General features: G+C 50.8%; 19 protein-coding genes and 3 tRNA genes. 15 read left to right on the forward strand and 7 right to left on the reverse strand.

Features of this window, described 5'->3' with window-relative positions:
* Window positions 1-285: 285 nt before the first annotated feature.
* The 3 genes from C8E01_RS16860 to C8E01_RS16870 all read right to left on the reverse strand — a co-directional run bounded on the left by C8E01_RS16860 (window position 286) and on the right by C8E01_RS16870 (window position 704).
* A tRNA-Arg gene (locus C8E01_RS16860) sits at window positions 286-359 on the reverse strand.
* A gap of 70 nt (window positions 360-429) precedes the next feature.
* Window positions 430-503: transfer RNA gene (locus C8E01_RS16865), tRNA-Pro, on the reverse strand.
* 114 nt (window positions 504-617) lie between these two features.
* Window positions 618-704 (reverse strand) — tRNA-Ser (locus C8E01_RS16870).
* Window positions 705-1,024: 320 nt separating this feature from the next.
* Here C8E01_RS16870 and C8E01_RS16875 point away from each other — a divergent pair.
* From C8E01_RS16875 to C8E01_RS16890, 4 genes are read left to right on the forward strand one after another with little or no spacing between them, the layout of a single operon-like run.
* The gene (locus C8E01_RS16875; RefSeq protein WP_116544637.1) at window positions 1,025-1,996 is read left to right on the forward strand and encodes a vWA domain-containing protein; all 972 of its coding nucleotides are present in this window, start codon (window positions 1,025-1,027) and stop codon (window positions 1,994-1,996) included.
* The gene (locus tag C8E01_RS16880; protein ID WP_116544638.1) at window positions 1,993-2,958 is read left to right on the forward strand and encodes a tetratricopeptide repeat protein; all 966 of its coding nucleotides are present in this window, start codon (window positions 1,993-1,995) and stop codon (window positions 2,956-2,958) included. Before C8E01_RS16875 ends, C8E01_RS16880 begins: the two co-directional genes overlap by 4 nt.
* 55 nt (window positions 2,959-3,013) lie before the next feature.
* On the forward strand, window positions 3,014-3,619 hold the full coding sequence (locus tag C8E01_RS16885; RefSeq protein ID WP_165820675.1) for a TetR/AcrR family transcriptional regulator: 606 nt from the start codon (window positions 3,014-3,016) through the stop codon (window positions 3,617-3,619).
* Between the two features lie 50 nt (window positions 3,620-3,669).
* Entirely contained in the window at window positions 3,670-4,176 is a 507-nt protein-coding gene (locus tag C8E01_RS16890) for an acyl-CoA thioesterase (protein WP_116544640.1), read from the forward strand.
* A 168-nt stretch (window positions 4,177-4,344) separates the two neighbouring features.
* On the opposite strand, the gene C8E01_RS16895 is transcribed toward C8E01_RS16890, so the two are convergent.
* Entirely contained in the window at window positions 4,345-4,686 is a 342-nt protein-coding gene (locus C8E01_RS16895) for a zinc ribbon domain-containing protein YjdM (RefSeq protein ID WP_116544641.1), read from the reverse strand.
* A gap of 191 nt (window positions 4,687-4,877) precedes the next feature.
* On the opposite strand from C8E01_RS16895, the gene C8E01_RS16900 reads away from it, so the two are divergent.
* On the forward strand, window positions 4,878-5,336 hold the full coding sequence (locus tag C8E01_RS16900) for a PaaI family thioesterase (protein ID WP_116544642.1): 459 nt from the start codon (window positions 4,878-4,880) through the stop codon (window positions 5,334-5,336).
* A 446-nt stretch (window positions 5,337-5,782) separates the two neighbouring features.
* On the forward strand, window positions 5,783-6,397 hold the full coding sequence (locus C8E01_RS16905) for a hypothetical protein (protein WP_116544643.1): 615 nt from the start codon (window positions 5,783-5,785) through the stop codon (window positions 6,395-6,397).
* A gap of 73 nt (window positions 6,398-6,470) precedes the next feature.
* Here C8E01_RS16905 and C8E01_RS16910 read toward each other — a convergent pair whose 3' ends face one another.
* On the reverse strand, window positions 6,471-9,377 hold the full coding sequence (locus C8E01_RS16910) for a S9 family peptidase (RefSeq protein WP_116544644.1): 2,907 nt from the start codon (window positions 9,375-9,377) through the stop codon (window positions 6,471-6,473).
* Between the two features lie 282 nt (window positions 9,378-9,659).
* Here C8E01_RS16910 and C8E01_RS16915 point away from each other — a divergent pair, with 282 nt between their 5' ends.
* The 5 genes from C8E01_RS16915 to C8E01_RS16935 all read left to right on the forward strand — a co-directional run bounded on the left by C8E01_RS16915 (window position 9,660) and on the right by C8E01_RS16935 (window position 15,165).
* Entirely contained in the window at window positions 9,660-10,844 is a 1,185-nt protein-coding gene (locus C8E01_RS16915; protein WP_116544645.1) for an acetyl-CoA C-acyltransferase, read from the forward strand.
* 124 nt (window positions 10,845-10,968) lie between these two features.
* Window positions 10,969-11,502 (forward strand): HEAT repeat domain-containing protein, encoded by a 534-nt coding sequence (locus C8E01_RS16920; RefSeq protein WP_116544646.1) that lies wholly within the window; start codon window positions 10,969-10,971, stop codon window positions 11,500-11,502.
* A gap of 38 nt (window positions 11,503-11,540) precedes the next feature.
* Window positions 11,541-12,869, forward strand: a complete 1,329-nt coding sequence (locus tag C8E01_RS16925; protein ID WP_116544647.1) for a toxin-antitoxin system YwqK family antitoxin — start codon at window positions 11,541-11,543, stop codon at window positions 12,867-12,869.
* Window positions 12,870-12,958: 89 nt separating this feature from the next.
* On the forward strand, window positions 12,959-13,405 hold the full coding sequence (locus tag C8E01_RS16930) for a GNAT family N-acetyltransferase (protein ID WP_116544648.1): 447 nt from the start codon (window positions 12,959-12,961) through the stop codon (window positions 13,403-13,405).
* Window positions 13,406-13,497: 92 nt separating this feature from the next.
* Window positions 13,498-15,165, forward strand: coding sequence for an alpha-amylase family protein (locus C8E01_RS16935; RefSeq protein ID WP_116544649.1), 1,668 nt, complete (start codon window positions 13,498-13,500; stop codon window positions 15,163-15,165).
* Window positions 15,166-15,219: 54 nt separating this feature from the next.
* On the opposite strand, the gene C8E01_RS16940 is transcribed toward C8E01_RS16935, so the two are convergent.
* Window positions 15,220-16,362: a DEAD/DEAH box helicase gene (locus C8E01_RS16940; protein ID WP_116544650.1), complete on the reverse strand. Its 1,143-nt coding sequence runs from the start codon at window positions 16,360-16,362 to the stop codon at window positions 15,220-15,222.
* A gap of 55 nt (window positions 16,363-16,417) precedes the next feature.
* Complete coding sequence (locus tag C8E01_RS16945) at window positions 16,418-17,164, reverse strand: multidrug transporter (protein ID WP_116544651.1); 747 nt, start codon at window positions 17,162-17,164, stop codon at window positions 16,418-16,420.
* 313 nt (window positions 17,165-17,477) lie between these two features.
* Here C8E01_RS16945 and bioB point away from each other — a divergent pair, with 313 nt between their 5' ends.
* The 4 genes from bioB to bioA all read left to right on the forward strand — a co-directional run bounded on the left by bioB (window position 17,478) and on the right by bioA (window position 21,884).
* Entirely contained in the window at window positions 17,478-18,476 is a 999-nt protein-coding gene (gene bioB / locus C8E01_RS16950) for a biotin synthase BioB (RefSeq protein ID WP_116544652.1), read from the forward strand.
* 267 nt (window positions 18,477-18,743) lie between these two features.
* On the forward strand, window positions 18,744-19,877 hold the full coding sequence (locus C8E01_RS16955; protein WP_116544653.1) for an aminotransferase class I/II-fold pyridoxal phosphate-dependent enzyme: 1,134 nt from the start codon (window positions 18,744-18,746) through the stop codon (window positions 19,875-19,877).
* Complete coding sequence (gene bioD / locus C8E01_RS16960) at window positions 19,874-20,488, forward strand: dethiobiotin synthase (RefSeq protein WP_116544654.1); 615 nt, start codon at window positions 19,874-19,876, stop codon at window positions 20,486-20,488. Before C8E01_RS16955 ends, bioD begins: the two co-directional genes overlap by 4 nt.
* A 79-nt stretch (window positions 20,489-20,567) precedes the next feature.
* Complete coding sequence (gene bioA, locus C8E01_RS16965) at window positions 20,568-21,884, forward strand: adenosylmethionine--8-amino-7-oxononanoate transaminase (protein ID WP_116544655.1); 1,317 nt, start codon at window positions 20,568-20,570, stop codon at window positions 21,882-21,884.
* Window positions 21,885-21,913: the final 29 nt, after the last annotated feature.

Raw genomic sequence — 21,913 nt, forward strand, 5'->3', positions numbered from 1 at the left:
TCATTTCGACCAAGGCGTCGGGGGCCCTTGTTACGGGAGAAATCTGAAATATTGTCAATAGGGTGAAATAATCCAGCTATCTGAGCTACGCTTGTCCCGGGCGCCATCGGTATAAAAATTGGGGGGGGGTGGTGATCATACTTACGTTAGCGGCATTGAGGGGGCCGATCTTTGCTAAGAACCTTTTAGGAGGAAAAGTAAACAGCCTGAACCTGATCCGTGCAAACTGTTTGCAAACAAAAAAAGCACTTATAAGTTTTACCTTATAAGTGCTTGATATTGAAGTGATCCCGTTTGGATTCGAACCAAAGACCTACTGCTTAGAAGGCAGTTGCTCTATCCAGCTGAGCTACGAGACCAGCGTCCTCAGGAGAGCTTTAGCTCTACCCTTAAACAAAAAATTTCGGAATTGCTTCCGAAATTTTTAAGTCGGGGTGGCAGGATTCGAACCTACGACCTCCACATCCCAAATGTGGCGCGATACCGGGCTACGCTACACCCCGAACTATGCTTTCAACTCCGGTCAGCGATTGTGTTGCTGTTAATGTTGAACGCGGTGCAAAAGTAAGCGAAGAATTTAAATTGTCAAAACATTTTTAATTTATTTTTTCCGCTTGCGGAGGAGGGGGGATTCGAACCCCCGGTACCGTTTCCAGTACGGCAGTTTAGCAAACTGCTGGTTTAAGCCACTCACCCACCCCTCCGGGTCTCTCCCTGCTGAAGAGATTGCAAACATACTACATTAAATTTGCCGATACAATAGCATACACCAAAATTTTAGCAAACAAACCGCCTTTCCATACCCCTAAACTCCTTTTTCAAAAACTAACTACTTGATTCTATTCAGCTTTCTGAAGCGATATTTTTTTAAAATAATTTAACCCAACTCCCTCTTTTCTCTTCCATTAGCGACAGCACCTTCGCTGGCTATACCTGTCTCCTTTTATAGCAGCTCTCAAAAGCCCCGTACATTGGCTTTCCTTTCTTATATTTGTCATCGGGCCCTTGCCCAAGCTCGCACAACATGACCTGGTACCAAACGCTAACGCTGCTCGAGATACTTTTTGGCATCCTCTTTCTGGGGCTGTACATCGGGTATTTGTGGAGGGTGCAGCGGGCCTCTTCTTTTTTTGGGCAGCGGCCCCACGGCGTTTGGGTGAAGTTCGTGCTACGCCATGCCTACGTGGTGCTGCTCATCATCGCCATTCTCGGGCCCTCTTTCGGGGCTATGAAAAAGGAGATCAAGACCATTGGCAAGGACATTTACATTGCTGTGGACCTTTCGGCTTCCATGGACGCCAACGATGTGCAGCCCACCCGCCTGGAACGGGCCAAACGCGATATCATACGGCTGATCAGCCGCTTCAACTCAGATCGTATTGGCCTGATCGTGTTTGATTCAGAAGCCTATATGCAAAGTCCGCTCACCTATGATCAGCAGGCGCTCACGCTCTATACCCAAACCCTGCGTACGGGGCTGCTACCGCATGGCGGCACTAGTTTTATACCTGTGCTGGAGATAGTGTCCCAAAAATTCGGGCAGGCAGCTTCGCCGGAGGCCAGTGAGCAGAAGGCCCGCATCCTGGTGCTGATCAGTGATGGGGAAGATTTCGGAGGCCGTATTTCCGACTGGGCCGACAGGCTGCGCGAGCAGAACATACGGGTGTTTGCCCTTGGCATCGGCACCACAGACGGTACTCAAATCCCGGTTGGCACCTCCTTTAAAAAGGACCAGCAGGGCAATCCCGTCGTTACGCGTTTGCACCCCGAGAGCCTTGAACAATTAGCAGAAGCGACCGAAGGCGAGTACTTTGAGGTAAATGGCCGCATCAGTGAAGTGAGCCGCCTCATCAATGCCATCAACAACATAGAAGGAGAACTTCGCGAGAGCAAGACCATAGATGTAACAGCTAACAAGTATATCTATCCACTCGCCCTGGCCCTTCTGCTTATACTGCTTGATGTGCTTATTACCGTTAAACTGATCAGGATATGAAAGCACTAGTGGCGGCCATACTGTTTATCGGATTTCTGTCAGGGGGACTGCGCTCTATCTCGCTTATGAACGAGCACGTGGACCTGGCTGCTGCGGCTTATAAGCGGGGAGATTACATAGAGGCCGTGGCCTCATACGAGTATCTGCTGGAGGACCTTGAGGTGCGGGATGACCAGGTACGGTTGAACCTGGGGCACGCCTATTTCCGGCTGGGCGAACTGCAGAAGGCTCAGCAACAGTACACCCTGTTGGCCAATCATGCCGCTCGACACATCAAGGCTGTTTCGTTACTTCAACTCGGCGCCATCTCCGCACAAAACAAGAAATACAAGCAGGCCCTCACTTACTTCCGCCAAACGCTGATCGCAGAGCCAGGAAATCAATCAGCCCGGTATAATTATGAATTGATCAAAAAGCTGCTGGAAGAGCGCCCTGAACTGGGCAAGGATGACGAAGAAGACGAAGATCTTCCGGCCGATCAGCAGGCAGCCCAGGACCAGCCGAAGCCACAGCAAAAACAAGACGAAGATGAGCAGGTGGAACAGCCTCGCAAAAATCCCGACAACGAGGGTGACCAGGAAGCGGAAGTAGACAAGCCTGAACAAAATGACCATGGTCAACAGCAAGAGCAAGGAGGTGCCGGCCAAGAGCAGAACGGAAAGGAAAACGGAAAGCAGTCTGAAAAACCGGAGATCAGCGGCCGGGCGCCGGGAGATACACAAGGCATGAACCCGGAGAGTAACTTCGACCCAAAACGACCGGAGCGTAGCCGTAGTGCAGAGCCGCTTTCTGATGCTGAGCAGAGGGCACAGACCAGGAACAACCGGCTGCAGCAGCACAACATCAACCCCGAAAAGGCCCGCCTGATGCTGGAGGCTATGCGTAGTGCAGAGCAGCAGTACATCCAGCAGCTACCTAAAAAAGCAACCCGTAAGCCCGATCCTACCAAACCAGATTGGTAAGTTTTTATTTTGATATTAAAAACCGATTGGTTTATTTTGCGTATTCATGATGAATATGGATGTAGCCTTATCTAAAGCAGAACGCACACGACAGCTTATCATAGAGCGAGCAGCCCCTGTCTTCAACCAGAAGGGCTTTGCCGGCACGTCGATGCAGGACATCATGGCTGCTTCGGGTTTAACAAAGGGGGGAATCTACGGGCACTTTGAGAGCAAAGAAGAGATCGCACTGGCTGCCTTTGAACATTCGGCGGGCGTCATTACCCGTATGATTGGTGAGCGGGTGGCTAGTAAAGAGAGCGCCTCGGATAAACTAAAAGCCATTCTGCAGTTTTATAAAACCTACCTTTTTTCGCCTCCTGTACAAGGTGGCTGCCCTGTTCTGAACACTGCAGTCGAAGCTGACGACACCAACCCGCTACTCAGGGCCAGCGTTGTCAAGGTACTCAACCGGCTGCACAAAGCTGTCGCCAATATTGTGCTCCAAGGTATAGCGGGCGGTGAGTTCAGACCGGAGGCAGATGCACACAGGTTCTCTATTCTGTTTGTGAGTATGATCGAAGGTGGCGTTATGCTTTCAAAAGCCTACGGCGATAACAAATACCTCAACGTTGTTATTTCTCAACTGGAACACATGCTCGTGTCTGAATTGCAAATCTAATTTTTTTAAACTAAAATAAACCGAACGGTCTTTTTTAAACATTCATTCCTATGAAAAAAGAGTATAGCAAAGTATTAGAAAGCAAGGCGCTCATCCGCTTCGAGGATTGCGACCCATTCGGTCATCTGAACAATGGCCGCTACATCGATTATTATCTGAACGCACGGGAGGATCAGCTGCGCGATAACTACGATCTGGACATTTATGCGATGGGGAAAACGACAGGAAAAGCCTGGGTGGTTGCCTCCAACCAGATTGCCTATCTGCGTGAAGTTAAGTTCATGGAAACAGTGACGATCAGGACCTGTCTTCGCTGGTACGGCAGCTCCGACCTGATGATGGAAGGCCAGATGGTTGACCCGGAAACAGGTACGATCATCTCTGTCATCTGGACGCGTTTTGCCTACATCGACATTCGCAAAGGACAGAAAGCGGAGCACAGCGAGGAGCTCACAAACTTATTTAGCAGCGTGGCTATACTCGGAGAAGGAAAACCTGCGGAGTACTTTGAAGACCGTGTGAAAGAACTGCGTACAGCGTCTGTTGCAGTGGCTTAGGGCTGGGTACGATCACGAAGCAGAAAGGCACTTCAATAATATTTTCTGACCTTGCCACAACATAGTTATGGATTAGGAGTATATGGAATTCATAGCACAAAATATAACTATGAAAACGGGCAGCTAGTACTAGCTGCCCTTGTTTTTTTATGATGCACCAACTGCCTTTTATGCCTTTCTGACAAACTCAGATTTAAGCCCCATCGAACCGAAGCCATCGATCTTGCAGTCGATGTTGTGATCTCCGTCTGTCAGGCGAATGTTCTTCACTTTTGTACCCGCCTTCACAGGCTTTGGAGCGCCTTTCACCGGCAAATCCTTTATCACCACCACGGAGTCTCCATCCTGCAGTATGTTGCCATTTGCATCCACTACTTTCAAGCCGGCTTCTTCTTCCACTTCACCCGGATTCCACTCATTGCCACACTCCGGACAAGCGTATAGTTCTTCGCCCATAGCATACCCGTAAGGTGAGTTACATTTCGGGCACTGTTTCAATTCTTCTGACATAATGGTATTCCTGATTTATTCTTCTTTTTTGATTGCGTGCAGTTGAGTATCCGGTGCTTTTTTACAACACATTTGTTTAACAACAACTCGCATCAGCTAATATACAAACAATCCTCCACTCCCTGCCTTTTCTTTCTGACACAAAAGCTTAATCGCCTGATTTGCATTGCGTATACTTGCACAAAAAACACATGTCTACCAAACCCGAAGCGCATTACCGGAAATTGGAAAAGCTATACCTGAGCGCCAATGTACAGCAATTGTTTAGCGGCAGTCATATAGAGGTATCGCACAGCAGGGCCGTCATTACTTTACCAGTAGACCCAAAGTATTTTCACGGGGCACAGGCTATCCACGGGGCAACCTACTTTAAGCTGCTCGACGATGCCGCCTACTTTGCCGTGGCTTCCCTGGTAACAGATGTGTTCATCGTCACGTCTTCGTTTCAGATTAATTTGCTGAGGCCGGTAAACGTTGGCTCCTTGAGAGCGGTGGGTACGGTTCGTTCAGTAAGCAAAAGCCTGTTCGTAGCAGAGGCGACTTTGTATAATGAACGCGGAAAGGAAGTTGCTTTCGGGACGGGACAATTTATGCGGACTGCTCAGCCTTGGGAGAGCCTGGAACATTATGAATTGGTAACCGAGAGGTAGAAATTGCAACTACACCTTTTTGATTGTAACTGTCCTAGAATTTCATCGCAAAGAGTCAAACTAAGAAACTCTTTCCCTTCCCTTACACCGGTTGGTGCGCTACTGATCATGAAGTCAGGAAATATGTGCAGCAACAGTTGATGGCGCCCCCTTTGGTTTTCATTCGACCTCCAAATATAGTGGCTTTGCAATTTCAGAGTTGTAGGGGTAAAAAAGCCTCCTATACCTTTCTAAATTTCTCCATTACTAAACTTTAGGATATATCTTTTATAACATACTCATAGTCTTACCTGTTAGGCTGTTTCAAGAAACTGGATTTTCCATTCACTAGTTATTTGTAGCCGTTAACACAAAAAATTGGCTCCTCCCCACCTCGTTCCTGAACAATTCTACAGTTCATCAATTATAGAACGTATATATCACACTAAAAATAATTCAATAAAATTATGAAAAAATTTATCCAGAAAACATCCGCCTTTGTAGCAGTTGCTGCCATTCTTTTTTCTTTCAATGCCTGTGAGCAGGCTGATGTAGCACCTGACGCAGGCTTGGCGGCACAGGGTATAGACGAAGCACATCAGACAAACTCTATGAACCTTAATAAAACGTACACGGTGCACTTGATGGAACTGAACAATTCAGGCGTTAATGGTACGGCGACCATAGATTTGAATGGTGATATGATCGATGTGAATTTAGAGGCTTCAGGCCTGACACCTAACATGGAGCACATGCAGCACATACACGGCTTTACGGACAATAATAAAAATGCAGTTTGTCCGCCTATGTCTGCTGATAAAGATGGTGATGGCTTGATCAGCCTGGTGGAAGGCGTACCGTTTTACGGGCCAGTACTGGTTGCCCTAACTCCATATCCAACAGCTGACGCAGCAGGTATGGTCAACTTCATGAATGACTATGGCATTTCAAGAGTGGTTAGATCATTGCAGAATAACGTTATCGTACTGCACGGCATGTATGTAGATGGCGTATACGACGCCACTATACCTGTAGCTTGTGGTCAGATCAAGGTTATGAACAATGGCAAGGGGAAAAAATAACCTGCAGGATGTTTTAAACAAAAAGGGGAGCAGCCAGTTGGCTGCTCCCCTTTTTTATGATTATTGGTCAGAGTTACTCCTTCGGCGCAGACGAAACCTGCGGCTCGGTCAGTTCAAAGCCGTAGTCTTTGCCTTTGAGCAAGGTCGGCACGCCCTGGTCCATCCACTTCGGAGCCGGAGCGCCTTTGAGGTAGTGGTCGAAGAACTGCGACATGCGCACCGACAAATCTTTGCGGTTTTTGCGCTGCACCAGGTTGTGGTCTTCGCCATTGTACACGAGCATCCATACTGGCTTTTCCAAACGACGTAGCGCCATGAAGAACTCGATGCCCTGGTACCACGGCACAGCCCCGTCCTGGTCGTTGTGCATGATCAGCAAAGGTGTCTTCACGCGGTCAGCGAAGAAGAGCGGCGAGTTCTCAATAAACTGCATAGGCTTCTCCCACAGCGTGCCGCCAATGCGGCTCTGCGTGCGCTCGTACTGGAACTGACGGCTCAGGCCCGTGCCCCAGCGGATACCGCCATAGGCACTCGTCATGTTCGACACCGGCGCTCCGGCCATCGCAGCCTTGAACATGTTGGTGCGGGTAACCATATAGGCGATCTGATAACCACCCCAGCTCTGCCCTTGTAAAGCCATGTTCTTATCATCTACGAAGCCTTGCGCCACGATGCTTTGCACACCCGGAATGATGCAGTCCATGGCGCTCTCGCCCGGATAGCCCTCGGTATATACAATGTCGGGCACGAACACGAGGTAGTTGTTGCTCACAAAGTACGGGATGTTGATGGTAGAGGCACTTGGCGCAGGTATACGGTGGTTGTGCATACCGTCAGAAGAGCGCTCGTAGAAATACACCATCATCGGGTATTTCTTTTTAGGATCGAAGTTCTCCGGCTTGTACAGGAGGCCTTCCAAAGGAATACCGTCTGTTGATTTCCAGCTTACCAGTTCCACGCTTCCCCAGAGGTAGTCCTTCATCTGCGGATTAGCATCGCTCAGTTTCTCCACATTGGCAAAGCTCAGATCAGTGGTATAGAGGTCGTTGTACTCGCGGAAAGAGCCACGGCGGAACGTGATACGGTCGCTGTTTTTGGCTTTCTTAAACGAGGTATAGCCGTGCGGCGTCATCACCAGTTTCTCCGGCTGAGCTGTTTTGCTCACGTAATCGCGGAAGAAACCGCTTGACTTGTCGGTATAATTAAAAGCGCTTAGGTATAGCGTCGCCTCGGCAGGTATAAACTTCTCTTCGCTGTCGAGCTGCTCGTAGCGCAGGCGAAGCTTGTTTGTGCGGCCATACTTGTCGGTCAGGTTCTCAGGGGCTTTTTTACCGCTTGGGTCCAGTTTCCAAATGTCGAACCGGTCGTACACCAGAAAGGCGTTATCCTTCTCTATCCAGCCTGCTGCTCCGTACGAGCCCGGTAAGGCCGGCACGTCGTTGTCCTCTTCATAAAATGGCAAACCGATGCGCTTGGTCAGGTTGATGTTGGCGCCGCCTTTAGTGGTCATGGCGTGCCAGCTGCTGTCGGTTGGTTCGTACCAGTACACGTACTGTCCCTGCGGCGACAAACGCGGATAGCCTCTTGTTTCTTTCAGTACCTGCTTTGCTGTTCCCTTTTTCAGGTCGATCAGGTAGGCGTCCTTGCGGGTCGGGGTGTCGTAGCCGATGGTTACTTTATACTTCTCGTCGCTCACCCCCAGGGCCACGTCTGACTGACCGTAGGCGTCCAGGTATACGTCGGGCATTTCGAGGGTGGCGAGCTGCTGCATCTTCTTACCGCGCAGGTCGTACATGGCCAGGAAGGAGCGCTTCTGGTCACGGTTCAGCTGTTTGAGCTGCATCGGCTGGATCAGCGGATCTTTGTAACCCCAGATATCGAGGCTCACCTTCTCCTCCTCGAGTTTAGTAGTGTCTTTTTCGAAGCGGGTCGGGCGCGGGAAAGTGCCGAAGAACAAACGACGACCGTCTTCTGAAAAGCGCAGGTTACCGTGCTCACTCACCATCCAGGCCTTTGGCATCCCTTTGGTTACCGTGTCGGCCAGCGTGATGGCTTTATTGTCCTTTCTATTCCAGTGGTAGAGGTTGAAATAGCGCAGCTCCGCTCCTACCGTGTCAGTACTCGCCACATAGGCCAGTTGCTCGCCTGCTTTGTCGGTGCTGATGCCTGTGTAAGTCACCTTACCCGTATCGATCGGCATTACCTTGAGGTCAGCTATGTTGAAGGCGTATACCCCAGCCTTGTGCAGTGAGTCGAGTTCGTCCTTCACGAAGTAAAGCATGTTGCCCTTTTCAGAGAACACGTAATCCACCACGCGGTTGAAGCGATGCTCTTGCCCGTCCTGAAGGTTACGCAGCACCAGCTCTGTGCCTTCCGATTTCTTTTGCTTTGGTTTGGCAGCGGGTTTAGCGGCAGCTGTTTTGGCAGGTTCGGTTTTCGGAGTCTCAAGTATAACGGGCTCCGTTTTGGCCTCCTCTTTCTTAGCTGTCTCCTTTTTCGCCGGAACCGGCTTCTCGAGTTGATAAGCTACCCAATTGCTTCCTTCTTTGGGCAGCTTAAAAGATTTCACGTGCGGCACTTTCACCACGTTCATGTTCTCCAGCGCCACAATGGCCAGTGAGTCTTTCGGCAGGTCATCGCCTTTTTTCTTTTTCAGCTTAAGCGCACGCACCTTGTTATACTCCGGCTTGATTTGGAAAACGGCGTAGCGGCTGTCGTTGGTGAACTCCGCCTTGGTACCACGGGCAAACTCCCGCATGGCCTTGCTGGCGTAGTTTCGGATGTAGAGGGCGCCATCGCCTTCCTGCGGATCGACGTTAAAAAGCACGTACTGGCCGTTGTTGGAGAGCTTGTCTCCGGCTACGCCTTTCCAGCTGTCGTATACGTCGTGGGTGAGTGGGTTTTTGCTGGCTTGCTGTTGTGCCTGCGCCTGAATAAGGCCGGCTCCGAACAACGCCATCAACAATAAGAATTTCTTCATTGTAAAAGGTTTGGCTATCGGTTAGCGGTTTTGATTGGTTCTCTAAATGTACAAATTATTTTGTACCTGCTCGCGTTATACCCTTAGAGGCTACTCTATAAGGTAGGTTTAAAGGCAGATGGTTCCGTAGCAACATTAATGTGCATCCTACGTCATCCTTTTAGACATAACAATTTAACAATTAAACTATTAAGCCTTTAGCAAGCCATTTACCTAACGATTGTTTGGTTTTCAGCTTGAATCCTGATAATTTCACACTATAAAACTATTAGACACAATCCTATGCAAACGAAAGAAGTATATATTATTTCAGCTGTTCGTACCCCGATCGGAAGCTTTGGCGGCACTTTAGCCAGCCTTTCTGCTACGGAACTCGGTGCAGCTGCTATTAAAGGTGCGCTGGAGAAAGCCGGTGTTGACAAGAGCCTGGTTCAGGAAGTGATCATGGGCAACGTGCTGTCGGCAAACGTAGGTCAGGCTCCTGCCCGTCAGGCTGCCGTGAAAGCTGGTCTGGGTTACGAAGTGGAGTGTACGACTGTGAACAAGGTATGCGCATCAGGCACGAAGGCGATCATGTTTGCGGCGCAGGCTATTATGCTGGGCCACAAAGACATCATCGTGGCGGGTGGCATGGAAAGCATGTCGAACGTACCTTTCTACCTGGACAAAGCCCGTTTCGGCGCTAAGCTGGGTCACGGTCAGATGACGGATGGCCTGCTAAAAGACGGCTTGTGGGATGTATACAACGACTTCCACATGGGTAACGCCGCTGAGAACACAGCCCGTGAGATGAAAATCACCCGTGAAATGCAGGACGAATACGCGACGCAGTCTTACAAAAAATCAGCCGCTGCCGCTGAGGCAGGTATGATGAAAGACGAGATCGTGCCGGTGGAGATTCCGCAGCGTGGAAAAGACCCGATCGTGGTATCAGAAGACGAAGAGTACAAGAAAGTAAGCTTCGATAAAATAGCCGGCTTGCGCCCTGTGTTTGACAAGGCAGGTACGGTGACGGCTGCCAACGCCTCTACCCTGAACGACGGTGCCGCTGCCCTGTTGTTGATGAGCAAAGAGAAAGCAGAAGAACTGGGTGTGAAGCCAATCGCGAAGATCCGCGGTTTCGCTGATGCAGAGCAGGATCCGATCTGGTTCACAACGACACCATCTTTGGCTATACCAAAGGCTTTGAAAAACGCCGGCGTATCGCCTGAGGAAGTAGACTTCTACGAGATCAATGAAGCCTTCTCAGTAGTATCGATCGCTAACAACCAGAAACTTGGTCTGGAAGGCGGCAACGTGAACGTGTTTGGTGGTGCCGTATCGTTGGGTCACCCACTAGGCGCTTCCGGTGCCCGTATCGTGACCACGCTTTGCAACGTGCTCGACAAAAAAGGCGGCAAGATCGGTGTGACCGGTATCTGCAACGGCGGTGGCGGTGCTTCTGCCCTCGTGATCGAGAAAATGTAATCTCCGCTTTGCGGTATATTTATTGCATGAAGCCTTACGTTATTTCGTAAGGCTTCTTTTTTATACCTTGGCTACAGATTAAACTGTTTGCCCTACTTTTGATGTTGATGCATTTTAGAATACTATGTCACTAGAAACTGAACTGGCCAACTTCTGGGAGTGGGCCAACATGACGCCCGACACTTATAACGAGGAAAGAGGATTAGGTGAGTGGGAAGCCGAGTACCCTAACTGGGAAGCCATGTACAAGGCCGCCAATGAGGCGTTGGGAAAACTCAACACCGAGTTTAACCATGATGTGGCACAGCTACTCGTGCATGCCCTGGCCATCGACAACGAAGCCGGTGTGGTGCTGAAGAGCGTGGAGGAGAAACTGGAAGACAAGCTCCGTTTTGTCAGAAAAGCGGTGTACTCGAACCAGCCCCAAGCCAGATGGCAAATGGCTGAATTGCTTGGGCACGTTGAGGTAGAGGGCCGTGAGAAGATGCTCCTGCACCTGATCAACAGCGAGCCCGACAAGTATGTGATACGCCGTGCATTGCTGAGTTTGAGCAAAGTGAACCGAGCCAAGGCAGTTGAACTTGCCCAGAAATACGTGAGAGACTCCGACCCGTTTATGAAGCTAGTGGCAAAGGAGATCACCAAAAAACAGGTATAGTTTTATACCACATTAACCAGACAGATATTTTAGTACCCATGTCGAAATTGTTTTCAACCTTGTTTGCCATTATACTTTTGAGCTCGGTGGCTTTCGGACAATCTACCCGCAAGGTGGTCACCTACCACGACGAGTCTATGACTACCGTGAAAGAGGTCTACCACATGACGCCTGACTCGGCTATTGTGGGCTACTACAACCGCTACTACCCAACCGGCGAGCGGGAAGCTTTTGCGAAGTTCGTGGAGGGCAAAAAGGACAGTGTGTTCACGGAGTACTACCAAAACGGACAGCCCCGCATGCAGGTAACCTACGTGCAGGACCAGAAACAGGGCCCTTTCAAGGCATTTCACCCAGACGGACGCTTGTTACAGGAGGGCAGCTACGACAAGGACCAGCAAAGCGACGTGTTCAAGACTTTCTACGCCGATGGTAAAGTGCGCAAGGAGACTTCCTTTGTGAATGGTTTCCCGGAGGGATTGGTGCGAGAGTTTTACCCGAATGGCAAGCTTAAATCGGAGATTACCTACAGAAACAGTCAACAGAATGGCCCTGCCAAAACCTACTTTGAGAATGGAAATCTTGAGACTGATGCCACTTACCGCAACGGTATGCTGGAAGGCTCCTACAAAACCTACTTCGACAATGGCCAGCTCGAAACAGAGGTAATCAATGTAGCGGGTCAGCGAAACGGCACATTCAAGAGCTACTACCGCAGCGGCAAACTCAGCACAGAGGGCAGCTTCGTGTCCGGCAAAATGCACGGACCATCCAAGGCTTTCTTCGAGAACGGCAACCTGCGTAGCATGATCAACTACCGCAATGGGCAGGTACAGGGGCTCTCGCAGATATACTTCGAAGACGGCAAGCTGAAAGAAGAAGGGCAATACAGCAACAACGGCGACGACCGTAAGATCACGACCTACTACCCTTCCGGCAACATAAAAGCCGAAGAGCAATACAAAAACAAGCTGCGCACCGGCAACTGGAAAATCTACTACGATGCTCCGGGCAAAAAAGTGGAAGTGGCGGAAGCCTACAACGCTAACAAGCTGACAGGCGAACGCATTGTCTACTATGAAAATGGCCAGGCCAAAGCGAAGTATACCTACGATAAGGCCAATGGCAAAATCGTGAGCAGTCAGGAGTTCTATGAAAGCGGCAAACTCAAATCGGAGACGAGCTACAAGGATGGTCTGCGGTTTGGCCCTTACAAGCAATATTTCGAGGACGGCAAAGTGGAAGTAACCGGTCAGCACCGCAACAACAGAGCCACCGGTACCTGGAAGTACCACAACGAAGACGGTAAGGTATACAAGACCCGACTTTACCGCAACGGTGAGGTAGTGGAGGAAAAGGAGAAGTAAGGTATAAATACAGGTATAGGATCCCCCGCTTGAGAGAGTGGGGGATTTTTTGTTTATTTTCAAGCTTAAAATAAAAGCTTATACCTGATATGCTCTTCCGCGAAGCCACAACCTTGGACATACCCCAACTCCAGATTATCCGCCACTCGGTAAAGGAAAACATCCTCTCCGACCCGACAAAGGTCACGGACGAACTCTGTGCGCGATACCTGACCAAGCGTGGCAAAGGCTGGGTGTGTGAAGTGGATAACCAGATCGTAGGATTTTCCATTGTTGATTTGCAGGAGCACAATGTTTGGGCTTTGTTTCTGCTGCCTGAGTTTGAGGGCCAAGGTATAGGCAAGCAACTGCACCGTATTATGCTTGACTGGTACTTCCAACAAACTACAAAAATCCTCTGGCTGGGCACAGACCCCGGTACCAGGGCCGAGCATTTTTACCGCCGCCAGGGCTGGCGCGAGACAGGCATACACAGCCGTTCCGAGATCAAATTTGAGATGCGCTACAGCGACTGGCTGGCCCGCAAAAAGCACTAGGCTCCTCTTCTACTTTCGCACCTCACTCCGACTTTTGCCTACCTTCTCCCGTATAGACGAATCAAGTTTTAACCAACCAAAACCTATTCGCTATGCTGGAGGAACTATGGTATAAGAATTCCATCATCTACAGTCTCGATCTCGAAACCTTCATGGACCTGAACGGTGACGGTGTGGGCGACTTCGAAGGGCTTGCCCGCCGCCTCGATTACCTGAATGCGATGGGGATAGACTGCATCTGGCTTGCTCCTTTTCAGCCCACTCCCAACAAAGACAATGGCTACGATATCTCAGACTATTATGGCGTTGACCCCAGGCATGGCTCCAGCGGAAACTTCGTGGAGTTCATGCACCAGGCCAATAAGCGTGGCATCAAGGTCATCATCGACCTTGTGGTGAACCATACCTCCGACCAGCACCCCTGGTTTCAGGATGCCCGCAGCAGCGAAAACGCCAGGCACCGCGACTGGTACGTCTGGAACAAAGCAAAGCCGTCTGACTGGAACGAAGGCATGGTGTTTCCGGGCGTGCAGGACTCCACCTGGAGCTACGACAAAAAGGCCAAGGCCTGGTATTTCCACCGTTTTCACGATTTCCAGCCCGACCTCAACTGGGACAATCCGGAAGTGCGGGCAGAGATCAAACGCATCATCGGTTTTTGGCTGGAGCTAGGTATAGCAGGCTTCCGGGTAGATGCCGTGCCTTTTATGATTGAGTCGCCGGAGCCGAACACAAGCAAGCACGAACTTAACTTTGACTACCTGCGCGAGATGCGGCGCTTTGTGCAGTGGCGGCGCGGCGAAGCCATCTTACTGGGCGAAGCCAACGTAATGCCCGAAGAAAATAAAAAGTATTTTGGCGAAGAGGGAAATGGCATCCACATGATGTTCAATTTCTATGTAAACCAGCACATGTTCTATGCATTGGCCACGTCTAATATTGAACCCCTGGTTGAAGCGCTGGAGGCAACGCGCACCGATTTCCCGACGGTGCAATGGGCGCACTTCCTGCGCAACCACGATGAGCTGGACCTTGGTCGCCTGACAGACGAACAGCGCGAAGAAGTGTTTGCCCGTTTTGCGCCGGATGATGACATGCAGCTTTACGATCGGGGTATACGCCGCCGCCTTTCCACGATGCTGGGCAACAGGCAGCACAGCGAACTGGCCTACAGCCTGATGTTTTCGCTGCCAGGCACTCCGGTTATCCGATACGGCGACGAAATTGGGATGGGTGATGATCTCAGCCTAAAGGAACGCGACGCGGTGCGCACCCCCATGCAGTGGACGGATGATTACCAGGCTGGCTTCTCTACCGCCGACAAACTGGTGCACCCCGTTATCGACAAAGGCCCTTACTCCTACCATCACATCAACGTCGAGAACCAACGCCGCGACCCTGACTCGCTCCTCAATTGGATGACCGCCCTGATTCGCCTGCGACAGGAGTGCACAGAGATCGGCTTCGGGGACTGGCAGATACTAAAAACGAATAAACCGAAAATACTTTGTCTGCACTATAGTTGGCAGGGAAGTTCACTGATCATCCTGCACAACTTCGACGAGAAAGCACACGAGGTGATACTCGACCTGAAACTGGAAAAGAAAGACAAGCAGGGGAAAGAGCAGAAACTGATCGACCTGATGGTGAACTACGAAAGCGAGGCGGATGACAAAGGGAAGCATTACATTACAATGGAGGCCTACGGCTATCGCTGGTTCAGGGCCGGCGACGTGAGCCATTTGCTGAAGAAGGGATAAAATATTCCTAAGGTATAAAGTTCGCTCGCACTATACGCTATACCTTCCTATACCTTACTGCCCTTGTAGATCGATTTCGTCGGTTGGCAGGATCTCCACTCTCACGCCCATTTTTTTCTGGATAATCTTGAAGTGGTGCGCATCTTCTGTCGTGATCAGCGAAATGGCTTCGCCGGAAGCTTCTGCGCGGCCTGTGCGCCCAATGCGGTGCACGTAGTCTTTCGGGGAGCGAGGAAGCTCGTAGTTGATCACATAAGGCAGGAACTTGATGTCTATACCCCGGGAGGCAAGGTCGGTGGCAACCAATACGCGCAATTTGCCTGCTTTGAATTGACGAAGCGCCTCCGTTCTACCACCCTGGCTCCTGTCACCATGAAAAGCAGCGGCTTCTATCCCATGCTTCTTTAGTTTGCCCACCACATTTTCGGCCGTCCGGATAGAAGAGGCAAACACCAGCACCTGTTGCATGTCGTGCTGGCGGATGAGGTAGCGCAGCAAAGGCCCTTTCTTCTCGGCATCCACCTGGTAGGCCACTTGCTTGATCAACTCCGGCACCGTTGCTTCTTCCTGCACCGTCACGCGCACGGGGTCAGTCAGTAGTCTCGCTATCAGATCTTCCACATCCTGGCTCAGCGTGGCCGAGAACAAGAGGGTCTGTCGCCGGGCAGGCAGCATAGCAAGCAGCTTATTCACCTCCTCCTGAAATCCCAGATTCAGCATTTTGTCGGCCTCGTCCAGCACCAGCGTTTCCACTTCCGAAAGGTGCACCGCTTTGTGCTCGATCAGGTCGAGGAGGCGGCCAGGCGTGGCAACCAGCACATCGGTGCCGCTCAGCTTCATCATCTGCGGATTGATGGAGATGCCACCATACACCGCCAGCGTCTTCACCGGTCTGTCCAATTCTCTGCCGAAAGCACGGAATACCTCTTCGATCTGCACCGCCAGTTCGCGGGTCGGCACCAGCACCAGCGTGCGCACATAGCGGTTGCGGCCTGCCTGCTTCTGCTGGTATAGCTCCAGAATAGGCAGCGCAAAACTGGCCGTCTTGCCGGAACCTGTTTGCGCTATACCTAACAGGTCCTTCCCTTTCAGAATGGCAGGTATAGCCTGCGTCTGTATAGGATAGGGCGCGGTATAGCCTTGGGCCTGGATGGAACGAAGAAGTGGCGCAGAAAGGCCCAGTGAGGAGAATGACATAAATTCAGGTATGAAGTCTTAGGCAAATGCCCGTATACCTGCAAAGGTACGAATATTATGCTTCGCTGTCCTTAGGAGCCAGCACGATCTGGGTGCCATACCTGGCCAGGTAATTGAGTAAGGTATAGATGAACAGCGCTACTCCGGACATTTCCATCAGCTCCTCCAGGCAGTAAAGGATGCGGTTGTACAGGTGGTCAATGCCGTAGCGCTTGTACAAGTAGCCTTCAAAAAACTCTAGCCCCAGTGCGCCTGTTACGAAGAGCGCGCCAGACAGCAGGATCAGGTTACGGGTATAGACAGGCAGCCGGAGCACGAAACGCAGAAAATAAGCCACCACAACAAGCGTGAGCACACCATAAGGCACCACCCAGGCCCAGTGCAGCATACCTGACAGGTCGGTTGCCAGGCGAGGTCGCACAAAATCCGCCACCCGCTCGTGTATCTGCGTATTCTCATCGATGGCCATGAACAGGAAGATGCACCCCAGTATAAACCAGTGGCGGGTATAGCCATCCTGTGCAGTGTGTTTATGTTGCCGGTGAATCAAAAAGAGGAGTCCGCTGGCAGCTAACAACATCACCGAAGAGAAAAAAGCGGGGATGTTACTCTCGCCATTGAAGGTAAAATAATACATCAGTATCCGCGTCAATCTGGAGTCATACTGCAATACACTATCCAGAATAATCCCGGCAATATCTGCCAGCAGCAACACGAAAATAATGATGGCTAGCTTCCGGAGCACATTTTCAGGAGAAAGAGAAAAGGGTGTGGTCTTGGGAGAAGTAGAAGTCAGATGCATAGATTGTCAGGCAGATCAGTACGATACAATTAACAGATTCAGGTATACCTAAAAAACACGTTATCTGTTTTCATGCGCGTGGAATGCAAGTCATCAGAATAAGCGAACAGACCCGGTCAATCTGCCCAGCCAAACCTGTGTTCCAACCCTAACCCAACAAATCACGCTTCCCAACAAATTAACAAACCATTTTTTCCACAGAAATAATGCTGCAGCTTAAATAGTTAACAAGTTATCCACCAAACATACCCCCAGGCTTGATTTTTTATTCCTAAATCTTCAAATTATCTTCGTCATCCAAACACGAGCCAACATGATGCAAGACGGACAAAACGCAGCCATTCGAAACGACTGGACACCAGAGGAGATCAAAGCGATTTACTACAAACCGGTTTTGGAACTGATTGTAGAAGCTGCCAATGTGCACAAGCAGCACAAGGCTACTGGCGAGGTGCAGGTATGTACCTTATTGTCAGTGAAAACAGGTGGCTGTCCGGAAGACTGTTCTTATTGTCCGCAAGCGGCTCGTTTCCATACAGGTGTGGATGTGCACAAACTGTTGAGCCAGGAGCAGGTGCTCACGGCAGCGCAGCGTGCCAAAGACGGCGGCTCTACCCGTTTCTGCATGGGCGCGGCCTGGCGCGAAGTGCGCGACAACCGCGACTTCGACAAGGTGCTCGACATGGTGAAGGGTGTGAACGAGATGGGGCTGGAAGTATGCTGTACCCTGGGTATGGTGAACGAGTACCAGGCCGAGAAGCTGAAAGAAGCCGGTCTGTACGCCTACAACCACAACCTTGACACCTCTGAGGAGAACTACTCCAACATCATCACAACCCGTACCTACGACGACCGTCTGAATACGATCGATAACGTGCGCAAGGCAGGTATATCGGTATGCTCGGGTGGCATTATCGGTTTGGGAGAAACAGACGAAGATCGTATTGGCATGCTCCATACTTTGTCTACACTCGTGCAGCACCCGGAATCTGTTCCCGTAAATGCACTGGTACCGGTAAAAGGAACGCCGCTGGAGAACCAGCCGCTGGTTACCGTGTGGGAAATGGTGCGCATGATCGCGACGGCCCGTATCCTGATGCCAAAAACGATGGTACGTCTGTCAGCAGGTCGTGAGCGCATGAGCGTGACCGATCAGGCCCTTTGCTTCCTGGCCGGCGCCAACTCCATCTTCACGGGAGAGAAACTACTGACAACTCCAAACCCTGACTTCGACGCTGACAAGGCAATGTTCGATCTGTTGGGTCTGACACCGCGGAAGTCTTTCAAGGAAGAAGCGCAGCACGTTTGTTAAGGATTTCTTAACTGGCATCCCACGTCAAAAGAGGCTAAAATTCTACTACATTCCTTTCTGTCATCCTGGAAGGATCTTGGTTTAGGGGAATTAGGCAGAGGCTATAACACACCCCTGCCCCTCTCGAGAGGCGATTTCACATGGAGAAAATTTCATCTTGGAGAAGAGAAGGAAATGAATCTTCAAAAGAGCTAATTTTAATCTCGTATTAAACAAGACATCAAGACATTAATCTTATATTGAAATCAGAAAACTGAGTTCTTACCAATGTCTGATGTCCTGAAAAATAAACTACAGCAGAAGCTGGCGGAGCGGGTGGCGCAGGGCAACTTGCGAGAACTCAAAACCACTGCCGGGCTCATTGACTTTTGCTCCAACGACTACCTCGGCCTTGCTCGCAGTGAGAAATTGCGGGCACTCATCTACAAGGAAGAGGTGCACTATAGACATCTACCTTTGGGAGCGACAGGCTCCCGACTGCTATCCGGCAACCACGGCCTTTTTGAAGAGTTGGAAGGCATCATCGCGTCCTACCACAAGGGGGAGTCGGCGCTGCTTTTCAACTCGGGCTATGCGGCCAATGTGGGGTTATTGTCTGCCCTGCCGCAGCGCGGCGACACCGTGTTTTATGACGAGGTAAGCCATGCCTCCATGAAAGACGGTCTTCGCCTGAGCTTTGCCAAAACCTATGCCTTCCGCCACAACAGTGTGGAGGACCTGCGCCAGAAGTTGAAACATGCAACCGGGCAGGTATACGTGGTGGTGGAGTCGGTCTACTCGATGGATGGCGACAAGGCTCCCCTGCGGCAGCTGGCTCAGGTATGTAACGAACTCGGAGCAGCTTTGATTGTGGACGAGGCGCATGCTGTTGGTCTTTATGGCCCGAATGGAGAAGGATTAACGGTGGCCCTTGGGCTGCAGGACCAAGTGTTTGCACAAGTCATCACTTACGGAAAAGCCATGGGTGCCCATGGGGCGGCCGTCGTTGGCCCGAAGGTATTGCGCGACTTTTTGATAAACTATAGTAGAGCATTCATTTACACAACAGGTCTGCCGACGCATGCGCTGGTGGCCCTAAAGTGTGCGTATGCCCTGTTGCCCGAACTCGTGCCGGAGCGTGAGCGCGTGCAGCAACTAGCAGCTCGACTGTACCACAAACTGAACAAACTTAGCGGCATACGCTGCACCCCGGAAGACAGTGTGATCCTATCTGTTTTCCCGCAACAGTCTAAGCAACTTAAGGCGCTGGCGGCTGCCCTGCAACTAGCTGGATTTGATGTGCGCCCCGTGCTGCCCCCTACTGTACCTGTCGGTACAGAGCGGCTCCGCGTGATCGTACATGCCTATAATAGAGAAGAAGAAATTGACGGCCTCGTGCAGGCCATAGCGAAAGGTACATGAAAAGATATTTTGTAACAGGCATCGGAACGGACGTTGGCAAAACAGTTGCCGCAGCCATTCTCACCGAAGCCCTGCAAGCCGATTACTGGAAACCCGTGCAGGCGGGCGGCCTGGACTTCACCGACACAGACATGGTCAAAAGTCTGGTTTCTAATGAAAAATCCGTGTTTCACCCCGAAGCCTATCGCCTCAAAATGGCCGCCTCTCCGCATAAAGCAGCAGCGGCCGAAGGCATCGAAATTGATGTGCACGGCCTGAAGCTGCCGGAGACACAGAACAACCTGATCGTAGAGGGAGCAGGCGGTCTGATGGTTCCGTTGAATAAACGCTACCTGGTGTTAGACCTGGTGCAGCAACTGGGCTTAGAGGTGATCTTAGTTTCAAGAAACTACCTGGGCAGCATCAACCATACCTTGCTCACAGCCGAAGTACTGCGTTACCGTAAGGTGCCGGTGGCGGGCATTATCTTCAATGGAGAGGAAAACCAGACTTCAGAGGACTTTATCATCAAGTATACCGGGCTGCGCCGTTTGCCGTCCATCCGACAGGAGGCTGACTTTTGCCAGGAGGCTGTGGCTGAGTACGCTAAGAGTTTTTCATCATACCTGTAAACCAACATAACAAAGGATACACTTATACCTTGCCTATTGATTAAACTCTACTAAAAATCACTCAATCACTCATACAAAATTGAACCTAGCAGAACGCGACCAACAGGTTATCTGGCATCCGTATACGCAGATGAAGACTGCCGCCCTCCCTATACCTATCGTGCGGGGAGAGGGAGCTCTGTTGTTTGCAGAGGATGGTAAGACATACATCGATGCCGTAGCTTCGTGGTGGGTGAACCTGCACGGGCATGCCCACCCCTACATCGCACAAAAAGTGGCCGAGCAGCTTCAGACCCTCGAGCACGTCATCTTTGCCGGTTTCACGCATCCGGCCGCTGTTACATTTGCTGAACGCTTGATTGAGATTTTACCTGAAGGCCAAAGTCGTATTTTTTACTCCGACAATGGGTCTACGGCAGTGGAGGTGGCTCTGAAAATGGCCATACAGTACTGGCAGAATACAGGTATACCGAAGCGCAAGATCATCGCTTTCCGCAACAGCTACCACGGCGACACTTTTGGCGCCATGGCTGTAAGCGCCCGAAGCACCTTCACGGCTCCCTTTTGGTCCTACTTGTTTGAGGTGTGCTTTATTGACGTGCCAATACCGGGACAGGGGGAAGAAAGTATTAGACAACTCGAAGCTTATGCCCATGAAGGGGACATAGCTGCTTTTATCTTCGAGCCATTGGTGCTTGGCACAGCAGGTATGGTGATGTATAGTCCGGGAGTTTTGGACAAGCTTCTCGCCATCTGTCAACAACATGATATTCTGACTATTGCCGATGAAGTGATGACTGGTTTTGGTCGCACCGGCCGCACCTTCGCCTGCGAATACCTGCAACACAAACCCGATATGGTCACCCTATCAAAAGGATTGACAGGCGGCACCATGGCACTGGGCGCCACCTCCTGCAACGAAAAAATCTACGAAGCCTTTTTAAGCGACAATAAGCGCAAAACCCTGTTCCACGGGCACAGCTATACCGGTAATCCCGTTGCTTGTGCTGCCGGATTAGCGAGCTTGGATTTGCTGCTGCAAGATGAGACACAGCAGCACATCGCCCGCATTGAACTACGTCACACAGCTTTTGCCGAACACTTCAAGTCAATGGCCAAGATAGTCGAAGTACGCCAACAAGGCACCATTCTAGCCGTGGAGTTCGAAGCCAATGGCACTTCCTACTTTAACAAATTAGGTGACACCCTCTATAGTTTTGCTTTGGAGCAAGGTGTAATCCTGCGTCCACTCGGCAACATCATTTATGTCATTCCGCCCTACTGCATCACCGATGCGCAACTTGACCAGGTATACCAGACGATACAAGGTATGCAGGAATTGATCACGGGTGAGCGCTACTTTGAGCCCCCAACCGAGTCAACCCTGCACGATTAGTCCTGAATTCCGCTACCTTTGCGATTGAT

Source organism: Pontibacter virosus (genome assembly GCF_003096355.1).
Taxonomy (GTDB): domain Bacteria; phylum Bacteroidota; class Bacteroidia; order Cytophagales; family Hymenobacteraceae; genus Pontibacter; species Pontibacter virosus.